At 59.1% G+C, this 15,938-nt stretch carries 18 protein-coding genes and 3 pseudogenes; 6 read left to right on the top strand and 15 right to left on the bottom strand.

Features of this window, described 5'->3' with window-relative positions:
* Positions 1-121 precede the first annotated feature (121 nt).
* On the bottom strand, positions 122-1,021 hold the full coding sequence (locus OMP40_RS15245) for an SDR family oxidoreductase (RefSeq protein ID WP_277532470.1): 900 nt from the start codon (positions 1,019-1,021) through the stop codon (positions 122-124).
* 207 nt (positions 1,022-1,228) lie between these two features.
* On the opposite strand from OMP40_RS15245, the gene OMP40_RS15240 reads away from it, so the two are divergent.
* Positions 1,229-1,882 (top strand): TetR/AcrR family transcriptional regulator, encoded by a 654-nt coding sequence (locus tag OMP40_RS15240; RefSeq protein WP_277532469.1) that lies wholly within the window; start codon positions 1,229-1,231, stop codon positions 1,880-1,882.
* 156 nt (positions 1,883-2,038) lie between these two features.
* Here the strand turns inward: OMP40_RS15240 and OMP40_RS15235 are convergent, their stop codons facing one another.
* Both OMP40_RS15235 and OMP40_RS15230 read right to left on the bottom strand, forming a co-directional pair.
* The gene (locus OMP40_RS15235; RefSeq protein WP_338131125.1) at positions 2,039-2,332 is read right to left on the bottom strand and encodes an SbtR family transcriptional regulator; all 294 of its coding nucleotides are present in this window, start codon (positions 2,330-2,332) and stop codon (positions 2,039-2,041) included.
* A gap of 16 nt (positions 2,333-2,348) precedes the next feature.
* Entirely contained in the window at positions 2,349-2,615 is a 267-nt protein-coding gene (locus tag OMP40_RS15230) for a TetR/AcrR family transcriptional regulator (RefSeq protein ID WP_277532465.1), read from the bottom strand.
* Between the two features lie 125 nt (positions 2,616-2,740).
* On the opposite strand from OMP40_RS15230, the gene OMP40_RS15225 reads away from it, so the two are divergent.
* On the top strand, positions 2,741-3,466 hold the full coding sequence (locus OMP40_RS15225) for an SDR family oxidoreductase (protein ID WP_277532463.1): 726 nt from the start codon (positions 2,741-2,743) through the stop codon (positions 3,464-3,466).
* Positions 3,467-3,551: 85 nt separating this feature from the next.
* Here the strand turns inward: OMP40_RS15225 and OMP40_RS15220 are convergent, their stop codons facing one another.
* The 5 genes from OMP40_RS15220 to OMP40_RS15200 all read right to left on the bottom strand — a co-directional run bounded on the left by OMP40_RS15220 (position 3,552) and on the right by OMP40_RS15200 (position 7,152).
* Complete coding sequence (locus OMP40_RS15220) at positions 3,552-4,019, bottom strand: hypothetical protein (RefSeq protein WP_277532460.1); 468 nt, start codon at positions 4,017-4,019, stop codon at positions 3,552-3,554.
* 163 nt (positions 4,020-4,182) lie between these two features.
* Positions 4,183-5,400: an MFS transporter gene (locus OMP40_RS15215; RefSeq protein ID WP_277532459.1), complete on the bottom strand. Its 1,218-nt coding sequence runs from the start codon at positions 5,398-5,400 to the stop codon at positions 4,183-4,185.
* A gap of 77 nt (positions 5,401-5,477) precedes the next feature.
* Complete coding sequence (locus tag OMP40_RS15210; protein ID WP_277533213.1) at positions 5,478-6,065, bottom strand: TetR/AcrR family transcriptional regulator; 588 nt, start codon at positions 6,063-6,065, stop codon at positions 5,478-5,480.
* A 159-nt stretch (positions 6,066-6,224) separates the two neighbouring features.
* Entirely contained in the window at positions 6,225-6,884 is a 660-nt protein-coding gene (locus tag OMP40_RS15205) for a WYL domain-containing protein (protein ID WP_277532456.1), read from the bottom strand.
* On the bottom strand, positions 6,772-7,152 hold the full coding sequence (locus OMP40_RS15200) for a helix-turn-helix transcriptional regulator (protein WP_277532454.1): 381 nt from the start codon (positions 7,150-7,152) through the stop codon (positions 6,772-6,774). The genes OMP40_RS15205 and OMP40_RS15200 overlap by 113 nt, the downstream gene beginning before the upstream one ends.
* A 95-nt stretch (positions 7,153-7,247) precedes the next feature.
* Between OMP40_RS15200 and OMP40_RS15195 the strand changes: the two genes are divergently transcribed.
* Complete coding sequence (locus OMP40_RS15195; protein ID WP_277532450.1) at positions 7,248-7,733, top strand: effector binding domain-containing protein; 486 nt, start codon at positions 7,248-7,250, stop codon at positions 7,731-7,733.
* 94 nt (positions 7,734-7,827) lie between these two features.
* On the opposite strand, the gene OMP40_RS15190 is transcribed toward OMP40_RS15195, so the two are convergent.
* From OMP40_RS15190 to OMP40_RS15165, 7 genes and pseudogenes are all read right to left on the bottom strand, one after another.
* The gene (locus OMP40_RS15190; protein ID WP_277532448.1) at positions 7,828-8,358 is read right to left on the bottom strand and encodes a hypothetical protein; all 531 of its coding nucleotides are present in this window, start codon (positions 8,356-8,358) and stop codon (positions 7,828-7,830) included.
* A gap of 16 nt (positions 8,359-8,374) precedes the next feature.
* Positions 8,375-9,235, bottom strand: coding sequence for a M56 family metallopeptidase (locus OMP40_RS15185; RefSeq protein ID WP_277532447.1), 861 nt, complete (start codon positions 9,233-9,235; stop codon positions 8,375-8,377).
* 8 nt (positions 9,236-9,243) lie between these two features.
* Positions 9,244-9,619, bottom strand: a pseudogene (locus OMP40_RS15180) (BlaI/MecI/CopY family transcriptional regulator).
* A gap of 247 nt (positions 9,620-9,866) precedes the next feature.
* Positions 9,867-10,553 carry an S-layer homology domain-containing protein gene (locus OMP40_RS15175; protein WP_277532444.1) on the bottom strand — a complete coding sequence of 229 codons (687 nt, stop codon included), beginning with the start codon at positions 10,551-10,553 and terminating at the stop codon, positions 9,867-9,869.
* Positions 10,507-10,749 (bottom strand): S-layer homology domain-containing protein, encoded by a 243-nt coding sequence (locus OMP40_RS41795; protein WP_420871939.1) that lies wholly within the window; start codon positions 10,747-10,749, stop codon positions 10,507-10,509. Before OMP40_RS41795 ends, OMP40_RS15175 begins: the two co-directional genes overlap by 47 nt.
* Positions 10,750-11,063: 314 nt before the next feature.
* Positions 11,064-11,420 (bottom strand): annotated as a pseudogene (locus OMP40_RS15170) (winged helix-turn-helix transcriptional regulator); the annotation flags it as partial.
* Between the two features lie 233 nt (positions 11,421-11,653).
* Positions 11,654-11,884 carry a hypothetical protein gene (locus OMP40_RS15165; RefSeq protein WP_277532442.1) on the bottom strand — a complete coding sequence of 77 codons (231 nt, stop codon included), beginning with the start codon at positions 11,882-11,884 and terminating at the stop codon, positions 11,654-11,656.
* On the opposite strand from OMP40_RS15165, the gene OMP40_RS15160 reads away from it, so the two are divergent.
* The 3 genes and pseudogenes from OMP40_RS15160 to OMP40_RS41790 all read left to right on the top strand — a co-directional run bounded on the left by OMP40_RS15160 (position 11,877) and on the right by OMP40_RS41790 (position 15,673).
* Positions 11,877-13,970, top strand: coding sequence for an amidase family protein (locus OMP40_RS15160; protein WP_277532440.1), 2,094 nt, complete (start codon positions 11,877-11,879; stop codon positions 13,968-13,970). The two genes, OMP40_RS15165 and OMP40_RS15160, sit on opposite strands and share 8 nt — an antisense overlap.
* Positions 13,951-15,438 (top strand): annotated as a pseudogene (locus OMP40_RS15155) (S-layer homology domain-containing protein); the annotation flags it as partial. The gene OMP40_RS15160 and the pseudogene OMP40_RS15155, both read left to right, overlap by 20 nt.
* A gap of 31 nt (positions 15,439-15,469) precedes the next feature.
* The gene (locus OMP40_RS41790) at positions 15,470-15,673 is read left to right on the top strand and encodes an S-layer homology domain-containing protein (RefSeq protein WP_420871938.1); all 204 of its coding nucleotides are present in this window, start codon (positions 15,470-15,472) and stop codon (positions 15,671-15,673) included.
* Positions 15,674-15,938 lie beyond the last annotated feature (265 nt).

Here is a 15,938-nt window from a genome sequence, read left to right as displayed (position 1 = left end):
TTGGCAATGCTGATACCAACGTATGAGAGATGCCCGTGCCGGGATTGGGATAGACAGCGGAATGTGCGGTTGTCCCGCGGCATCGAACCGGCGCAAGAAAAGCCGCTGCAAGTACGCCGCTCTAACCCTCGAAGTAGTGACCTTGTTCGAGGTCCTCGATCAGCCCGGGATGCGCCGGCTGCCAGTCCAGAAGCTCGCGGGTCAGCGCGCTTGACGTCGGGTTGTCCGCCGAGGCGAAGCCGCCGAGCCAGGCGAAGTGAGCGGCCGCTTCTTCGGGCGGGATGCCGACCGTCGGCAGGTTCAGATGACGGCCGATGACGCCGGCAATCTCGCGGAAGGGGATGCCCCGCTCGCCGACGCCGTGCAGACGCGAGCCTGCCGGGGCGGATTCGAGCGCCAGCCGGTACAGGCGCGCGGCATCCAGACGATGCACGGCCGGCCAGCGGTTGGAGCCGTCGCCGATATAGGCGGAGACGCCTTTGGCGCGTGCGATCCCGATCAAGGCGGGCACGAAGCCGTGATCGTCCCGGCCGTGGACGGACGGCGAGAGCCGGACGACCGCGGAGCGCACGCCGCGCCCGGCCAGCGCGAGCACGGCATTTTCCGCGCCGCCCCGCGGCACCTCGGAATGGACCGCGTCCGCCTCCGTGCCGACCTGTCCCCGCGGCAGTCCGTGCGAGAGCATCAACGTGCCCGACGTGATGACAAACGGCTTGCCGGTGCCCTCGAGCGCCGCGCCCATCGCATCGACCGCGCGCTTATCGATCCCGATCGAAACGCCGTAATTCGAGAAGTCATGCACGAACGCCAGGTGAATGACGCCGTCTGCCGCCGCGGCGCCGTCACGCAGGCTGTCGAGATCGTCCAGCGAGCCGCGGTGAACGTCCGCGCCCGCCGCCGCCAATGCTGCCGCCGACTCGTCCGAACGAGCCAGTCCGAGAACCTGATGTCCAGCGCCCAGCAGCTCGCGGACGACGGCGGAGCCGATGAAGCCGGACCCGCCGGTTACAAATACACGCATTTATAATTCCTCCTCGTGATCCGGTTCGCCTCAGGCATGTACGGCGTTATCGGTCGCTCAATACAAAGCCGATTATACGCTCGACCATTAAATAAGTAAACTATATTTAATTATTTAGTTAATTTAGTAATTTAAATAAAAGACGTTTCTGTTGAAAGCGAGTTTGTTATACTGTTAAGGACCAGCAGCCAAGGAGGCCTTCGAAGCATGAGAAAACCCGTGGGCATCGATGTATATCTGCAAAAAATCAAGCCTTTGCTCCGCAAAACCAGGTTCAGCCAGCTTAAAATAGACGAGATCGCCAAGGCGATGGATATCAGCAAGGTGACGCTGTACAAGCACTTTTCCTCCAAGGATGAGATCATTGAGCAGGTGACCGATTATTACATCGATTATTTGCAAAGCTCGGACACCGTCGTTGGCGACGATTCCCTCTCCTATGCCGAGCGCTTTCGGCATACGTTCGCGCAGTCGCTGATCGGCGTCCTGTACGTATCCGATCTGTTCCTGGAGGACCTTAAGGCTTACTACCCGCACCACTACGAGCGTTTGGCCGCCGCGCAGCAAAGCCGGAGCAAAAATTTGCAATCGTTTTTCGAAGCCGGGATGGAGCGGCAGGCGTTCAACCCGTTAAACGCGCAGCTGTTCATCGTTCAGGACGACGCCGTGCTGCGGCGCTTCCTCGAGCCCTCCTTTTCGATCCAGTACGATGTCACCTTGAAGCAGGCGATTCTCGACTTTTACCGGATGAAGCAGTATCAGCTGCTCGCGCCCGCGTATTTGCATGAAGCGCTCGAGGACCCGGAAGGCCAGTCGGCGCTGGAAAGTAAAATCGCGCAAATTTTGCAGAACTTCTCCTAGCTCCCCCCCCCCCCCCCGTTCAGCCTCCGCGCAGCGGACCTCTCGGCCCCTCCGCTCCTGGGCTTGAACGTCAACAGCCCCCGCCTGACGGCGGGAGCTGCTGTACGCATTAATGTTCGGGCCAAAATCTTGCGCAAGATCTTGTCCCTGCCATACTCAGCCTCCTGCAACCTCACGATTGCGCAGCCCTTCGCACAGAACCGACAGGACGCGCTCCGACAATCCGGCGTCGTCATTGTTTTCAAGCGTCCGCATGATACCGAACAGCATAGCCGTTATATCGGTTACTTGAATATCATTCCGAGCCGAGCCCGCTTGCTGCGCGCGTTTCAGCAGTTGTCCCAGTACATTTTGAAAATCAAGGGAGATGTCCGCGTGCTGCAGATGCACGTCCGTTCCGGAACGGGCCAGCGCGGCAATCAAAGCTTTGTTTCCCGCTCCTTCTCTCACGATCAACGACAGAAAGTTAAAAAAAAGCCTGTTCGGGATCGTCTTGCCCGAGCATCTCCCTTGCCTTGTCGATGAGCTGCTGCTTAATGCGCAGCGCCACAGCTTCAATTAACTGTTCCTTCGTCGGAAAGTGACGGTATACCGTGCCGATCCCCGTCCCCGCGCGGTTCGCAATCTCATCTATCGGAATCTCCAAGCCCTCATTGGAGAACGCTTCCGTTGCCACCACGAGTATTCGTTCTCTGTTTCGCCTGGCATCCGCCCGCAATGATTTTCCCGTCATCCGATTGCCCCCCTCTGACAAACACATTATACACCAAATTGACAAACGGAGTCTCCACTCCGTATAATAAACGGAGTTAATATTCCGCTTAATGTTGCATCATTTTTAACGGGAGGTCTTTACAAATGTCATTGCAAAATCATCGAGCCGTAATTGTAGGCGGCACTTCGGGCATCGGTTTGGCGACAGCTAAGTTACTTGTGTCCCACGGCGCACAGGTCATCGTCGCCAGCCGTTCGCAAGAGAAAGTAGACGCGGCAGTGAAGGAGATCGGAACAGCGCAAGGTTATGTCCTGGATTTCCAGGATGAACGTCAAATGAGACTGTTTTTTGAAAAAATAGGCGAATTCGATCACCTCGTCGTAACTGCTGCCGGCGGCGCGACCTCTCAAGGTCCCTTCGGAGCTTTGGCAATCGATTCAGCGAGGTCCGAGTTTGACAGCAAGTTCTGGGGGCAATACGCAACAGTAAAAGCCGCACTGCCTTTCATCAGAAAGTCCGGGTCGATCACGCTGACCTCCGGTGCTTATGCCGCGCGTCCGGCAAAAGGGGCCTCGACGATGGTGGCGATAAATTCAGCCATTGAAGGCCTTGTCCGTGCGATGGCGATAGACCTGGCGCCGATACGAGTCAATGCCGTGTCGCCAGGGGTGGTGGATACGCCTGTTTTTAGCGGAATGGACAATGAAAGCCGTACAGCCGTATTCCGGCAGATTGCGCAGTCCCTTTTACTGCAGCACGTAGCAAAACCGGAAGAACTCGCTGAAGCTTATGTATACTTGGCGCAAAACACCTACACGACCGGGTCCGTGCTTCAAGTCGAAGGCGGGGCCATTCTGAGCGGGATCTAAACGATGGAAGCAATCCGATTGCAGAAAACGCCACGGGCTTCGCTTCTAAAATAAGAAGCCAAGCCCGTGGCGCTAATCGATTGTATCATAACGCTGCCGCAAAGCCGCTCGCGCACTTCTCCATCAGCAGGCAAAAGGAACGATTGTGCCCGATCAGGAAGGAGGAGCAGTCGTACCGGCGCCGCCCGGGCTCAAAGGTAACCAGCAGCCGGTGTCCCATGTACGCCATCGCCGCTTGTACAAACCGGTCTGCCGCAGGAGAAGCAATGAGCGTAATATAGGCGTACAGCGAATGATCCTCCGGCTCGTCGAATACGCTGACGCCTGCGCAGGAAAACTCCGTCGCGATACCGGCTCGCTTTAGATGCGTCAACGCGCCGAGCAGCTCTGCGTCGATCTCTGCCTGCCCGAGCCAGGCCGCCTGCTTCGGCCTCCGTCTGACCTTCGGGCGCTCCGTCCATTCGGCAAGCTCCATCCTTCGCCTGCGCCACTGCCGGTCGGTATGCCGGCTGAGCACGCGTTCTCCGGTGTCGTCGCCGTCTGCATCGGCCATCGCACACACCTCCCCCTGCGTTTGTTTCTTTCTTTAGCGATATTTATTTCGCGCGGTCGCCCGTTAGGCTTAATAAGCTTTTTTAAGATCTTTCATCCGATTCATTGGCCTCGCCGTCCATGCAAATGAGTTCATTTGCCTTAAATTATAACATGCCTGCACATCAATCATTCCTTATACTCGCTCCCCCGCCCTCACCTTCCGCCCCAGCCCCCCGCATCGACACCGCGAAGCAAATCAGCAGCACGACGGCCGCTAGCGTATACGGGGCATTAATCTCGACGTCGAACAGCACGCCCGCGACGATCGGGCCGACAATGTTGCCGAGGCTCGTGAACGCCGAGTTCAAGCCCGCCACGTAGCCCTGCTGGTCCTTGGCCAGCTTGGACATCTGGGTGCCGATCGTGGGGCGCAGGATGTCGATGGCCAGGAACACAGCGAAAGTGACGGCGAAGATCGTCCAGAATTGATGCACGAAGAGCATGAGCAGGACGAAGACGCCGCTGGCGAACAGGCAGGCCGCGATGATCGGCTTCTCCCCGAACCGGTTCAGCAGCCGGCCGAAAATCGTAAGCTGCACGACGGCGCCGGCGATCGAGCCGAACGTGATGACGAAGGCGATGTCCTTCGGTCCGAAGCCGAACTTGTGGTCTACGAAGAGCGAGTAGATCGTCTCGAAGTTGGCGAGGCCGAACGACATGACGAATACGATGACGAGGCTTAGAAAATAAGGCGCGCGATACGAATGCCTCATTTGGATCAGCAGACCGCTATGCGGCTCGGCGGTCTCGGCCTGCGGCGCCCCGGCCCCTTTTGCCGGCAGCGACTCCTTGAGGAAAAGCAGCGTCACGACGGCCGCGACGACGCCCCCGACGCCTGCGGCGTAGAAGGGCATGCGGATGCCGAACTCGGCGAGATAGCCGCCGATGCCCGGACCGATGATGAAGCCGGTCGTGATCGACGCGTTCACGTAGCCCATGCCCGCCGCGCGCTCCTCGTCCGTCGTGATGTCCGCCGCATACGCCATGACGGCCGGCATGATCATCGCCGCGCTCAGGCCGCCGAGCGCCCGCGACGCGAACATGAGCGTCGGCGAATGCGCGATGCCGAACAAGCCTTCGGAGACGGCGAACACGAGCATGCCGGCGACGATCATGCGCTTGCGGCCCATCGTGTCGGACAGGCGTCCGGCCAGCGGCGAGAAGAGGAACTGCACCAGCGAGAACACCGCGATCATCAGCCCCATCAGGCTGCCGCTCACCCCCAGCTCGTTCATGAAGCTCGGCATGATCGGGATCACCAGGCCGATGCCGGTGAATACGAGGAACAGGTTCAGCATCACGATGAGCAGCGCGCCCTGTTGTTTAACCAAGATTGCCATTGCCAACGTCCTCCAAGTCGCTTCAAAAATACTGAATATTCATTCTAGATGTGGGCAAAAAAAGGGGGAGGCGGCGGTCAGGCGATCCCATGCAGGAACACGTCCACCGCCAGCCGGTATGCCGCAAGCGCCTCGCTCCGCTCCATATGCCGGGCGTGCTGGCTCAGTCCGAACAGCAGACCGTCGAGGATCATGCCGAGCGCGGCCGCGTCCGCCGCCTTGAACTCCCCGGCGTCGATGCCTTGCTGCACCAGCTGCTTGTTGAAGTCGACGTACCCTTTGATCATCTGCCGGATTCGCTCTTCGATCTCCGAGCCCTTCTCGGCATTGTGATAGAACTCGTCGATCGCCTTGGTCAGCGGGTGGTTGAGCTGCTCGAGCGCCAGATGCTCGGCCATGCCGTACAGCTTGTCGGCCGTCGTCGCATATAGCCCCTCCTTCGCCCGCCAGTTTTCCTCCCACTCCCGGTCCCATTCCTCGATCAAATACAGGAACAGCCCTTCCTTGCTCTTGAAATGGTAATAAATATTGCCCGCGCTGCATCCGGTCGCCTTCACGATCTCCTCGATCGCGGTCGCTTTATAGCCTTTCTTGATAAAGAGCGCTTTAGACGCGTCTGCGATTTTCTTCTTGGTTTGCTCCGTTTGAAGCTGCTTTTTGTTGATGGGGATCACCTCTTGACATAATAGCCGGATAGCCTGCTGTAGCGCCCAAAACAAAACCGAATAATACTGAACAATTATTCAGTATTTTAACGTGCCTCTAAGTAATTTGCAATATCGAATGGATCGCGCACGCTGCTGCCTCTCACTTTTCAAGTCGAATTAATTTCTATATTTATCCATGATCCTCCGCACATATTCCCGAAACCCAAGCCGAACCTCCGGCGGCTCCAGCACTTCGCACTTATCCCCGAAGGCGAGCAGCTTGTCGTAGCCGAACGAATCGTTGACGATCGGATACGCGGCCAAGCAAGTCTCTTCCCCCATCTCAAGGACATGCGACTCGCCGAAACGCTCGATCACCCGATCGACGACGGAACGGTGGACGCGAATCTTGACCGCGACCTCCTCCCGGCTCATCCACTCGCCCCCGTCCATTGGCAGCGGCTTGAAGTCTCTCGTCGCAAATTGGCCCTCAAGCACCCGCAGCCCGCTCATCCGCGCCAGCTTGAAGATGCGATAATCCGCGCGTTCGACGCAATAGCCCTGCAAGTACCAACTGCTTTCTTTAAAAACAACCTGGTAGGGCTCGACCTGCCGGGCGCTGAGGCGTCCGGCTCGATCCGCATACTGAAACGCCAAATAGCGCGACGCGTTCATCGCCGTCTCGATCAACCCCAACAAGCCGCGCAGTGACTCGTTTCCTTGATTAAGCGACAGATCGACCGCGAACTTCCCGTCCGCCGCAATGCCGCTGCCGTCCTCGCGATGGATGGCGTTCAGCTTCTCCAGGACGTATGCCAGCTCCTTGTGGCCGAACACCTGCCGATAGCTTTTTTAAGCCGGCCGCCAGCGTTTGCGCTTCGCGCCGCGACAGGAAGGACTTGTCGACCTTGTAGGCCTTCATCAGCCCGACGCCGCCCGTTGCGCCTTCGTGCGTATAGATGGGCAACCCGGCCACGGTTAACGTATCGATATCGCGGTAAATCGTCCTGCGGCTCACTTCAAGGCGCTCGGCCAATTCGCGGGCGCTGATCCGGTCGCGCTCCAGCAAGATCAGGATCAACGCGATCAAGCGATCGATTTTCATCGGGACACCTCCGATTCAAGTATGCCACACAGGTGTCATAGTTTACAGCTTATGCTGGAGAAGCAAGCCACACTCGCTTAGGAGGCATTCCCCCTATGAACCATGTACGCGTTGAAACAAAGCCGGCTTTTCGTCTCATCGGATTTAAAACAGCGCTCGAAGGCGGGACAAGCATCCACGCGCCGCAGTATTCGGTCCAAAAGACGACGTTTTTCAAAAGCAAGCTCGAAAACGGGCAGCTCCCTGGCATTCGGCCCCTCGCAGAAGGACCCTACGGCTATGCCGCGGTCGCCGTAGAGGACGGCGTCGCCCGCTACTATGCGGGCGTCGTCTCCGCGAAGCCGCTGCCGGAGCATACGGATGAACTTCGATTCCCGGGCGGGGAATATGCGGTGCTGTCGGGCCAGGGCGGATTGTCTCGCCTCGCCTTCGATCGGCTGGAGGATCAGGCGTTCGGCTCGCTCTTCACCGAGGCGTACGAATATGAATATAGCGGAGGACCGATCGCGGAGGTGCTGCTGAACGGAAATCCGGCGGACGCGGAAGTCGAGGTGTGGGTGCCGGTGCGAAAACGGCAATAAGCGGACGGCTCGCGGATTCCCTTGGTCACTGCTTGTTATTTCGGCGCCAATAAACAAGAAGACCGGGTCCCGGTCTTCTTGTTTGCCGTACGAGTCACTTGACAAAAGGAACGAGCGCCGGTTCGGACGCGGCTGCTTCGACGGTCGGTGCCGGCACATCCTTCGGAACGGCTTCTTTGATGGAAGGCGCCGGCGCCGCCTCCGAAACGGCATGCGCGCCGTCAGCTTGCATCGCCGCTTCGGCATCCGTCGGAGCGGGCGCCACCGTCGGAGCGGCGTCCGCTTCGCCGGCAGAGGCCGCCTCCGCTCGTGCCGTCGTCGCCGGAACGAAGGCCGGCGCTGCCGTTGCCCGCGGCGCGTCGTCGGAGTCGGCTGCCGCTTCTTCTCCTTCGGCTACGGCCGTCGAAGCGGCGGCCTGCGGTGCGGCTGTCGGATCGGAGGCCTCCGGTGCGGCCGCGGTCGCACTCGCTTCCGGTTCCGAAGGCGCCGCTTCTTTTTGCGCGGCCACGGTCGGCGTATTGTCCGAAGCCCATACGGCCGCTGTCGTGCTGACGCCGGCGATCAGGAACAAGGCCGCCGCCGTCAGAAGCATCGTTTTCGTTTTCATTTTTTTCGCGTTAAGCATAAGCGTTAGTCTCCTTTTAAGCTGCTTGCCGTCGCCGGACAAGGAGGCGCTGAACCGCGCCGGCGAATTCCCCCGAACCGGCCATGACGTTAAGCAGCGTGCTGCCGTATCTTTTTCGCTCGGAATGGGACATCCCGATCACGACTTCTTCGTCGCAGGACAGCTCGCTCCAGATCTGAATCTCCTTGCGGAGCAGATGGACCAGCGGATTGTACCAATGCACGGCGCCCGCGGCCAGCGCGAATGCCTTGACCCACAAGTCCTTTCGTTTCAGGTGGACGCACTCGTGACGGAGCACCATGTCCAGATCCACGTCCGCGGCGAGCGCCGGCGGAAAATAAATCACGGGCCTCCGGATGCCCACGAGAACCGGACTTCGAACGATCGGGCTGACGGCGAGCGCGACGTCGCTTTTTAAACCAAGTTCCTTCTTGACCTGCACGAGCCGCAGGGCCGCTTCGCCGCGTTCCGGAAGCGCCGTGCGCGTACGCGTCAACGCCTTGGCAAATGCGCGATAATCGTAAAGCTGACGCGCCGCAAACCCGATCGCGCCGATCGCCCATAAACCTAAAATGACAATGGCCGCAACGGCCGGAAGGGTCCGACCCGACAAGAGAGACCCGGCTATCGTCGCGCCTGCGCTGGATAAGGACGACGAATCCTGTGCGGTCGTCGCATGCGCGCCCATCAGCGGCACCAATCGAGAAATGGCGACGGCAAAGGGCAGCAGATAGAACGAGATCGCGAGCTTTTGAAGCCGGTAACGCCACCTGGCAGGGAACAGTCCGACGGGAACCTGACGCAACACGACGAGGAAAGCAGCGACGACGCTTCCGGCGACGGCGAGCGTAAACAGCGTTTCAAGCATCGCGTTCATCGGTGCACCTACTTTTCCGAAAACCATTTTTTAAGATCGGCGATGTCCTGATCGGACAGCTTGTCGCCGTCGTACATGGCCGCGATCAGGTTTTTAACGGAGCCTTGATAGAGCCCGTCCAGAACGTGCTGCGTCTCGAGCAGCTTGTATTCCTCCGGCGATATGCGCGGCACGTACCTGTTGGTCCTGCCGTCCCTGGTAGCCGCCAGCGCGCCCTTATCCACCAGACGCGATAAAAAGGTGGAAATGGTCTGCGCCTTCCATTCCTTCCCCCTTTTGCGCGAACATGCGCAGCAGCTCCGTGGACGTGACCGGAGGCGTGCACGCCCAGATCGCCTCCATTAACTCCAATTCCGTATCCGACAGCTTTTGAACCAAGGTCAAGGCGAACACCTCTTCATCCGTCATGCGTCCATGACGGCATCGATTACTACACTACGTAGTAATCTAAATCTACTACAATATGTAGTAGTTCGTCAAGCGAACGCTGGACGGTAGTAGAAAAAAAGCGGAGCAGGATCATCTCCGGCTCCGCTCGCGCTGTCGAGAACGTCAGAACGACGTCTCTGCGTTCCATATGAAATGTGTTGGCGCTGCGGTGAACTCTGTTTGCTAGCTGGAACTCTTCGGTTTATATGCTGCAATTCGGATAAATATCTGACGGATTCGGGCAAACCATCGGTGGCGGTGAGTACGTTGGTGGCGGCGAGTACGTCGGCGGCGACGTTGGCGGAGGCGAGTACGTCGGTTCGGTCGACGGCGTCGGTTCGGTCGACGGCGTCGGTTCGCTCGACGGGGTCGGTTCGCTCGACGGGGTCGGTTCGCTCGACGGGGTTGGCTCGCTCGACGGGGTCGGTTCGCTCGACGGCGTCGGTTCGCTCGACGGGGTCGGTTCGCTCGACGGGGTTGGCTCGCTCGACGGGGTCGGTTCCGGCGACGGGGTCGGTTCCGGCGACGGCGACGGCGTCGATTCATAGACCGGCGGTACATAGGTCGGCGTCGGTGTCGGCGTTGGCGTCGGCGTTGGCGTCGCCGCGGCCTCTTTTAATTCAGCGTAGGCCTGTTGTCCGCCGTATGCGCCTATGACCAGATCTGCGCGGGTCGCAAGATTCGACCCGTTAACGCCATCCGGCAAAATCTTCTGGTCTACCGCCTGCTTAACGGCATCGGCGTACCACGGTGTCCCGGAGGTATCCGGCTTCACGCCCAAGCCTTTGACCAATCCTGTCGCGAACTCGCCTAAAGTAAGGTTATTGCCGGGGTCAAAGCTATTATTTCCCCTGCCCTCTAAAAGACCTGCTTTTTTTGGCAGCTTCAATATACTTGATTGCCCAACCGTTGGCCGCGTCGTCTGCTTTTACATCGTTAAAGCTAGAAACTTGTACATCGTCATTGACTTGAACGCCGTAGATTAAAGTCAGCACTTTGGCGAATTGCGCACGCGTCATGTTCTCCTCGATACCGAACTTATCGTCGCTGACCCCCCTCGAACACGCCTTTACTGAGCAGCGCATCGATCTTTGACTTTAGCGCGGCGTCAATTCCCGCCAGATCTTTGAAGTCGGCGGAAGTCTTGCTTACTTCCGAAGCGGCGGTACTCGTCGTCCCTTCGGCGAAGCTGCTCGCGACCGGGCTGTACAAGCTCAAAAGCGAAGCGAGCCCGAGACCGATGATTCTCCTTTTCATCCTCTTGTTTCTCCCCTGTCGAATAAAGTAGATTGCTGGTTCTATCGTAGCAATCTCCTCTCAACAAACAGTCAACAAACGCTCCGCACCTATACGATCCAATCGAGGAGACGAGAAAGGAGAATCGCGGTCGGCTCAAGGCAGTCTCGCTTTCAAATTCGGGAGTTCTTCCCCGTGCTTGAGCCCCCCAATCCAGCATGAGGTAGACGATCGGCTTGAGCGATTCGCCCAATGGCGTGAGCGAATAGTGGACGGGGGGCGGCGATCCGGCCAGCACTTTTCTTCGTACAAGGCCGTCTTCCTCCATTTCCCGGAGCTGAACCGTGAGCACCCGCTGCGAGATATTCGGCAGAAGCTTGCGAAGCTCGTTGAATCGCCGGCCTCCATCGGACAAGTGATACAGGACGCTGCCTTTCCACTTGCCTCCCAACACCTCGTTCGTAATCGCGATCGGACAGCCATAGTTCACGACGTTCGCCTGGTAGATTTGTTTGCTCATTCGCTGCCGCCCCCCTGCCGTGTACTTGGCTTCCAGGTATCCATTTTGTGACTTAGTGACTCATTAGTGCGTTCTTGTCGCTTCCATAGGTAGCCGTTATGATTCTATCAAGTCATATTATATAACACAAAATTCGAGAAACGAGGTTGGGGAGAAAAAATCTTTATTAAAGAAGTGGTTTCTTTGTTTTTTACGAATAATTCGAGGGAGGTTTTTGTTAGATGCATGTTAGATTAAGCGCAAAAAAAGAGAATGTTGACCGCATTGACGGCAGGATTGTTGTTCACCGCCCTTCCCATTTCTTCCTTCGCATCCGTAGGCGGAGCCGTTGAGCAGGGAATATCCGCACCCACGACGACGGAAAGCACGGCAAGCCCTATACTGACACTGTCGACCGCAGATGCGTCATTGCTGCTGTCCGGTCCTTCCGTCGCTTCGGTAGGGACGCCTTTTGAATTGGGCATTGCATTGGCATCGGATACAAGCGGGGTGACGGCAGGCAAGTTCGTCGTCAAATATAATGCTTCGCTGTTCGATTTTGTGTCGGCGACGGCGGCACAAGCAGGCACGCAGATCGTAGACACGAATGAAGCGCTGGGCCAGGTTACGATCGTGACCGCGGCGCTCGGCACGGCGCTTGCGCCGCAAGCGCCGATCATCAAGCTGACCTTCACTTCCAAAGCTTCGGCGGGCGTAAACGACTTTGAAGTGTCGGCCGAGCTGGGTCTGGGTTCGAATGGCGCCCTTCAATCCGCTTCGCCGCAGAAGCTCGGGATCGCGTCCCAAGAGACGGCGCTTGGCGTCACGGGCGACCTGAACGGCAACAACGCGGTCGATGTCGGCGATCTTTCTATCCTCGTCGCGCATTACGGGGCGAAGTCGACGGACGCGGGATGGTCTCTCGTCTCGGCGGCGGACTTCAATAGCGACGGTACGATCGACATCGCCGATCTCGCAGCGCTTGGGAAAATTATCGTCTACGACGCCGGTTCCTCTTTCGATATCATGGAAACCGACATTATGGATATTCAAAATGCGATGGCGGCAGGAAAGCTGACGGCCGTTGAGCTCGTAAGCGCGTATCTGAAGCGGATCGCCGAATACGACAAGCAAGGGCCGTCCATCAACGCCGTGATCTCGGTCAATCCGGACGCACTCGCCATCGCGGCGCAGCTTGACGCGGAGCGCGGCCAATCCGGGCCTCGCAGCCTGCTTCACGGCGTACCGGTCATCGTCAAGGACAATTACAACACGATCGGAATGGCGACAACCGCAGGCTGCACGTGCTTGAAGAACAACTTCACGACGACGGACGCGAAGATGGTCGCGCAGTTGAAGGCTGCAGGCGCGATTATTATCGGCAAGGCCAACCTGCACGAATTCGCGTTCGGCCTGACGACGATCAGTTCGCTCGGCGGCCAGACGCTGAACCCGTACGATCTGACCAAAAACCCGGGCGGTTCGTCCGGCGGCACGGGTGCCGCGCTCGCGGCCAACTTCGCCGTGCTCGGTCTTGGTACCGATACGGGCGGCTCGATCCGGGTCCCGTCCTCTTACAATAGTCTCGTCGGCCTGCGCCCGACGATCGGACTGACGAGCCGCGAAGGCATCGTACCGCTGGCGCTGTCCCAGGATGTCGGCGGCCCGATGGCCCGCAGCGTCGAAGATATCGCCGTCGCGCTCGACTTCCTGAAGGGCTATGACGCAGCCGATCCCGCGACGTTGTACAGCGTCGGCCGCACGCCGACGACGTATACGAAGTATCTCGACAAGAACGGCCTGAAAGGCGCCCGAATCGGCGTGATCCGCGATCCGCTCGTGATGGGCACGAATCAGAGCGTGATCGCTTTGGCGAACAAAGCCGTCGAAGATATGCAGGCGGCCGGCGCCACGGTCATCGATGTCGTCGTTCCGAATCTGTCGAGCATCCTGTCTTACTCCAGTCTGAGCGGCTACGAATTCAAGTCGGATCTGAACACCTATTTCAACACCTACATTAATTCGAATCCGTCCTCGCAGGTCCCCTACCACTCCTTGTCCGATATTATCGACTCGGGCACGGACATGCTGGTGAGCGCCCGCAACTCTTATATCACGCGCAACAACGTGGCCGACCTGGCGACGAACCAGGACTATCGGGACATTATCATCAACCGTCCGAAGCTCGCGCAGCAAGCGCTGCTGAAGACGATGAACGAAAACAACCTGGACGCGCTGCTCTATCCGTCCACCGCGAACCCGCCGACGAGCTTGACCGGCACGAACGCGGGCAGTGCCAACCGGCTTAGCCCGTACTCCGGCTTCCCGGCGATCGGCATTCCCGCCGGCTTCGTGGACAATGGCGCGCAGCCCAAGCTGCCCCAAAATATCGAGCTGCTCGGCAGGCCGTTCGATGAAGGCACCTTGATCAAGCTCGCTTACTCCTTCGAGCAGCTAACGCATCACCGCGAGGCGCCCCCCTACGACGCCGGAAATTCCCGAAGCGTCCACGCTGCGGCCGGCCGCTTGACGCCCACAATGAATCTCGATCATGCTGCAGGAAGCCTCTGATGAGGCGTCCTGCACCATCCTGCAATCAGAAAGGGAGAATGGGAGAATGGGTTCACTGTCTGCTAAACGGCTAATCTCCTTCAGCGCGCTATTGGCGCTTCTTTTCTCGGCGCTCCCCTTCAGGGCTTGGGCCGACGCCGTCCCCTCCATCGCGCTCGTTGTCTCCGACAGCGCGCCGAAGGAGGGGCAATCCGTCGACGTCACCGTTCGCGGCGATCAATTATCAGACATATTCGCTTACGAATTCAGCGTTTATTACAATCCGGACGAGCTGACGTATGTGGAAGGCAGCGCCAAAGCCGGCACGCCGGGCTTCATGGTTCCCGTATCCGCGTCAGAATCGGGCGGGCACCATCTCGTCTTCGCCTTCACGAAGACGGGCTCGACCGCTACGCTGTCCGGCGCCGCGGACCTCGCTACCTTTTCCTTCGCGGCCAAGCGCACTTCGAATGCGGCAGTGACCGTGAAGGACGTCAAGCTGGTTCGCTCCGATCTGAGTCAGACGGGGCTCGGGCTGGAAGCCAATCAGGTTGTATATGTAAACGGGGGCGTATCGACGCCCTTCCCTTCCGGCAACCCGGCAAACACCGGCACTGCGAATGAGGACAAGACCCTGGAGGTTAAGGCCGAGCAGTTGGGCGCCGCAGGCAGCGCGCCGGTCGCGATTGCCGTACCCGCAGGCGTCACGAAGCTCGTCATGCCGGCGGACGCAGGCAAGCTGCTGGCAGGAAAGCCCGTGGAAGTCGCCGCATCGGGCCTGAAGCTGTCGATTCCCGGCGAGGTGCTCGGTCAGCTGGCGAATAGCCTTGCAGGCGCTCAGTTGAACGGCTCGCGCATCGTGCTGGAGATCAACGCCGCGGATCAAGCGGACAAGCAGCTTCAAGCGATCGCTTCGACGTCTGGCGCGGTCATTCGCCAAGGCGCGCAGCTGTACGACCTTGAGCTCTACCTGCAGACCGAGTCCGGGCAGAAGCAGCGGTTGACCGCCTTCGAGAAGCCGATTACGCTGCGGTTCGACGCCGAGACCGCCATGGACCCGGCGATTACGGGCATCTATTACATCGCGGACAACGCAATCACCTATATCGGCGGAAAAAGCGAAGCCGGCACGGTCAGCGCAGACGTTTCCCACTTCAGCCGTTACGGTCTGCTGCAGGTCGATATGGCGTTCTCCGACGTGCCGTCCGGCCGTTGGTCCTACCAGACCATCCGCAGCCTCGCGGCCAAGCAAATCGTCACGGGCGCGGGGAACGGCACCTTCCTGCCTCAGCGGGCGGTCACGCGCGCGGAATTCACGGCGCTGCTGTCCCGGGCGCTGAAGCTTGAGGCTCCCGCATCGAGCGCCGTCGCCTTCACGGACGTGCCCGCCGGCGCCTGGTACGCGGCGGATGTCGCGAAGGCTGTCGCCGCAGGCCTCGTCCAGGGCCAAGCGGCGTCGATATTCGCGCCGAACGCCGTCCTGACGAGAGAAGAAGCGGCCGTCATGCTGATTCGGGCCTATGAGCTTAATCACGGGACGACGCCCGACGCCGAAGGGGGAAGCGTTCAAGGACCAGGACAAGATCAGCGCCTGGGCCGCAGCGTCCGTCGGCAAAGCCCGTCAAGCCAAGCTCATGCAAGGCCGCTCCTCGGATACGTTCGCGCCGCAAGGCACAGCCACGCGCGAAGAGACGGCCCAGATGATCGCGAACCTGATTAATTAAACGGACGCGGCGACGTTCCTGCCCGCTCCAATGGCCCCCACCGCCAGGTGGGGGCTATTTGACGCTTACCGATCTACGTGCATACTTTTGACGTCTCCTTCTAGCGAACACGCCGACTGTCTATCTACGTGCACACTTTGGGCGCCACCTTCTAGCGAACACGCCAACTGTCTATCTACGTGCATACTTTAGGCGCCACTTTCTAGCGAACGCGCCAACCGTCTATCTACGTTCGCACTATTGTCATTGTCGTCTCCTTCAATCG

This window comes from Cohnella rhizosphaerae, assembly GCF_029525575.1.
GTDB lineage: Bacteria > Bacillota > Bacilli > Paenibacillales > Paenibacillaceae > Cohnella > Cohnella rhizosphaerae.
This window is presented reverse-complemented; position numbering and strand designations above follow the sequence as displayed.